This window comes from Inquilinus sp. (genome assembly GCF_057815775.1).
Window position 1 is genome coordinate 1 of the sequence record NZ_JBYRFX010000958.1, and the last position, 4,027, is coordinate 4,027.

General features: G+C 69.6%; 4 protein-coding genes. All 4 read left to right on the plus strand.

What is annotated here, in order from left to right:
• Positions 1-92 precede the first annotated feature (92 nt).
• On the plus strand, positions 93-491 hold the full coding sequence (gene tnpA, locus AC3XYG_RS34465; RefSeq protein WP_489144407.1) for an IS66-like element accessory protein TnpA: 399 nt from the start codon (positions 93-95) through the stop codon (positions 489-491).
• A complete protein-coding gene (tnpB, locus tag AC3XYG_RS34470; RefSeq protein WP_489144408.1) occupies positions 488-838 on the plus strand; it encodes an IS66 family insertion sequence element accessory protein TnpB in 351 nt (116 codons plus the stop codon). Before tnpA ends, tnpB begins: the two co-directional genes overlap by 4 nt.
• A gap of 58 nt (positions 839-896) precedes the next feature.
• On the plus strand, positions 897-2,438 hold the full coding sequence (gene tnpC / locus AC3XYG_RS34475) for an IS66 family transposase (protein ID WP_489144410.1): 1,542 nt from the start codon (positions 897-899) through the stop codon (positions 2,436-2,438).
• Positions 2,439-2,559: 121 nt separating this feature from the next.
• A complete protein-coding gene (locus AC3XYG_RS34480) occupies positions 2,560-4,020 on the plus strand; it encodes an IS4 family transposase (RefSeq protein ID WP_489144409.1) in 1,461 nt (486 codons plus the stop codon).
• Positions 4,021-4,027 lie beyond the last annotated feature (7 nt).

The window sequence follows — 4,027 nt, forward strand, 5'->3', positions numbered from 1 at the left end:
CGTAAACGTCCGGCCTCGCCCGCCTTTCCTGGCCCCTGACGTCCGTTGAGGCTGGTGGCCTTAACGTCGGGCGTAAGGTCGTCTGTAAGGTCATGGGCAGCGGGACGGTCGAGATCATTACCGGGCGGGAGCGGCGTCGACGCTGGAGCGTAGCGGACAAGCTCCGCATTCTGGCCGAATGCGATGCGCCCGGCGTGCAAGTGGCGGAGGTGGCGGCCCGGCACGGCGTCTACCGCAGCCTGGTGTTTCAGTGGCGGCGGCAGGCCCGGGACGGCCTGCTGGTGGCCGAGCCGACGCCGGAGTTCGTGCCGGTCTGCGTCGCTGCCGCCGATCGTCGAGACGAGCCCCTGCCGGAGCCGGAGCCCACACCGCCACCATCCCGGAAGGCTGCCGTGATAGAGATCGAGCTGCCCGACGGCATCCGGGTGCGGGTCGGCGAGGCGGTCAGCCTCGTCGCCCTGCGGCGGGTGCTGGCGGCGCTGCGCGGGTGATCCCGGGGCCCCCGCCGGGCGTGCGGGTCTGGCTGGCCGCGGGCGCGACCGACATGCGGCGCGGCTTCGACGGGCTGTCGCGGCAGGTGCAGGAGGCGCTCGGGCAGGATCCGTTCAGCGGGCAGCTGTTCGTGTTCCGCGGCCGCCGCGGTGACCTGGTCAAGGCGCTGTGGTGGGATGGCCAGGGGCTGGTGCTCTACGCCAAGCGGCTGGAGCGCGGCTATTTTGTCTGGCCGCAGGCCAAGGACGGCGTGGTGTCGCTGACGCCCGCGCAGCTTTCGATGTTGCTGGAGGGGATCGACTGGCGCATGCCCGCCCGCAGTTGGCGGCCGGAGATGGCGGGATAGCGCCCGCTCGCAGGGGATTCATTCGGTGCGACGCGATGGCGGCGATGATCATGCCGTCGTGGTCCTCGATCTCGCCGCTCTGCCTGACGACCCTGATGCGCTGCGCGCCATCGTGCTGGCGCAGGCCGCGGCGCTCGGTGAGCGGGATGCGCTGATCGCGCGGCTCCGGCTGCAGCTGGCCCGGCTGCGGCGGATGCAGTTCGGTCGCTCCTCGGAGCGCCTGGCAGCCGAGGCCGACCAGTTGGAGTTGGCGCTCGAGGAGCTGGAGACGGAGCTGCCCGCTCCGGCCCTGCCCGATGAACCAGCAGGCACCGCAGCCCGGCCGGAGCGCCGCAAGCCTGCCCGGCGCCCGCTGCCGGAGCACCTGCCGCGCGAGGTGGTCGAGCACGGCGCCGAGGCGCAGGTCTGCGCGGCCTGCGGCGGCGGGCTCCGCCGCCTGGGCGAGGAGGTAACCGAAGTGCTGGACTACCTGCCAGGCCGGTTCCGCGTCGTCCGCCATGTGCGGCCGAAGTTTTCCTGCCGCGGCTGCGAGGCAATCACCCAGGCCCCGGCACCGAGCTTGCCGATCCACCGCGGCCGCGCCACGGCGGGCCTGCTCGCCCATGTCCTGGTGGCCAAATACGCCGACCACCTGCCGCTGTACCGGCAGAGCGGGATCTACGCCCGGGCGGGCGTCGAGCTGCAGCGCTCGACCCTGGCCGACTGGGTCGGCCAGTCGGCGGCGCTGCTGCGGCCGCTGCTCGATGCGCTGGCCCGGTATGTCCTGGCAGGCGCGGTGCTGCATGCCGACGACACGCCGGTGCCGGTGCTGGCACCCGGCCTCGGCCGGACCAGCACCGGCAGGCTCTGGGCCTATCTCCGCGACGAGCGGCCGCATGGCCGCACGACCCCGCCCGCCGTGCTCTACCGCTACAGCCCGGACCGCCGGGCCGAGCATCCCAAGGCGCATCTCGCCGGGTTCCGCGGTGTGCTGCAGGCCGACGGCTACACAGGGTTCGACGGGCTCTACGACGGCGGCCAGGTGCAGGAGGCGGCGTGCTGGGCGCATGTCCGACGCTATTTCTTCGAGTTGCACGCCACCGGCCAGGCGCCGCTGGCGACCGAGGCGGTGCGCCGCATCAGCCGGCTCTATGCGATCGAGCAGGACATCCGCGGCCGCCCCGCCGAGGAGCGGGCCAGGCAGCGCCAGGCCCGGGCCGGGCCGATCCTCGAGAGCCTGCGCGCCTGGCTCGACGAGACCCTCGCTCGGGTCTCCGGCCGCAGCGATCTGGCCGTGGCCATCCGCTATGCCCTCTCGCGGTGGAAGGCGCTGACGCGCTACGTCGCCGACGGGCGGCTGGAGATCGACAACAACCCGGTCGAGCGCGCGATCCGGCCATTGGCCCTCGGGCGGAAGAACTGGCTGTTCGCCGGATCCGACACCGGCGGCCATCGTGCCGCGGCGATCGCCTCGCTCATCATCACCGCCAAACTCAATGACCTCGATCCAGAAGCCTATCTGCGTCGCGTGCTGGAGCGCATCGCCGACCATCCCGTCAGCCGCGTCGCCGAGCTCCTACCGTGGAACCTGCCAAGCGACGCAGACGCCACCGCAGCCTGACGGCCAGTCGCCGCGTCACCGGCTTCCGATTACCCACAATTCTGAGCCTGTCGGCCGGTTGGTGATGGCGGGGAAGAGGTGTCGATCCAACTACCACGAGTTCGCGTGGTAGGAGGCGGCGATGTCGGAGACTTCGCGGCGGACGAACGGCAGCGGCTCGGGCGTGATTGCGGATGTTGAAGCGTCTTGGATCGACGCTGAGGTGGCCGGATGCGCCCTTGGGGACAAGCGGCTCTGCAACCGGTTGCGTCAGCTGCTGCAGCAGTTCGAGGGGGCGATGGGCGGTCCGCTGCCGCTGGCCTGCCAGGACTGGGCCAACGCGAAAGCCGCCTATCGCTTTCTCTCGAATGAGCGGTTCGGGGAAGACGCGATCCTGACTGGGCACTTCCAGGCCACCGCCGATCGCTTCGCGGCCACGACTGGCCTGGTCCTCGTTGTTCAGGACACGACCGAATTCAGCTTCCGCTGGGCCAGGCCGGAGACCATCGGTGCGATCGGCCGGGTGCCGATTGGGCGGGATCGCACCGGCAATCTGCGCGCCTACACGCAATGCGGGCTGCTGATGCACAGCAGCTTCGTGGTCACGACCGAGGGGCTGCCGCTCGGCCTTGCTGCGGTGCAGTTCTGGACCCGCAAGGAGTTCAAGGGCACGAACGCGCTCAAGCGCCACGTCAACCCGACACGGGTGCCGATCGAGGAGAAGGAGAGCATCCGCTGGCTGTCAAGCCTGGCGCGGTCGGGCACACTGCTCGATCAGCCGGAGCGTTGCGTCTATATCGGTGACCGCGAGAACGACATCTACGAGTTCTTCTGTGCGGCCCGCGAGGTGGGCGCGCATTTCCTCGTGCGCACCTGTGTCGATCGGCTGGCCGGTGATGGGCGCCGCACGGTCGCCCGCGTGATGGCCCGCGTTCCCGCTGCAGGGCAGCACCGCATCGAGGTCACGGTGGAGGACGGCAGTGTCACCCAGGCCGTGCTCAGGCTTCGGTACAAGCGGGTGCATATCCTACCACCGATCGGCAAACAGAAGCGCTATCCCGCCCTCGACCTGACGGTCATCCATGCACGAGAGGCGCGGAAACCGCGCGGGCGCGAGAGGATTGAATGGAAGCTCGTGACCGACCTCGCTGTTACCTCACCCGAGGAGGCGGTCGAAAAGCTGCAGTGGTACGCCCAGCGCTGGAAGATCGAGCTGTTCCACAAAATCCTGAAATCCGGCTGCCATGTCGAGGCGGCTCGGCTACGGACCGCTGAGCGACTGACCAAGCTGATCGCGGTGTTCTGCATTCTCAGTTGGCGCATCTTCTGGACGACGATGATCAACAGGGTTGCGCCGGATGCCCCACCCCAGTCGGCCCTCACCGAGACGGAGATCACCGTCATCGACCGGGCGGTGCGGGATCGGCCCACCATACCCGCCGAGAGGACGCTGTCGCGCTACCTCATGAAAGTCGCCTGCCTCGGAGGTTATCTCGCTCGCGTGCGCGACCGACCGCCCGGCAACACCGTGATGTGGCGAGGCTGGTCCCGCCTCATGGACATCATGCTCGGCGCAGATCTGATGCAGCCAAAATGTGGGTAATCGGAAG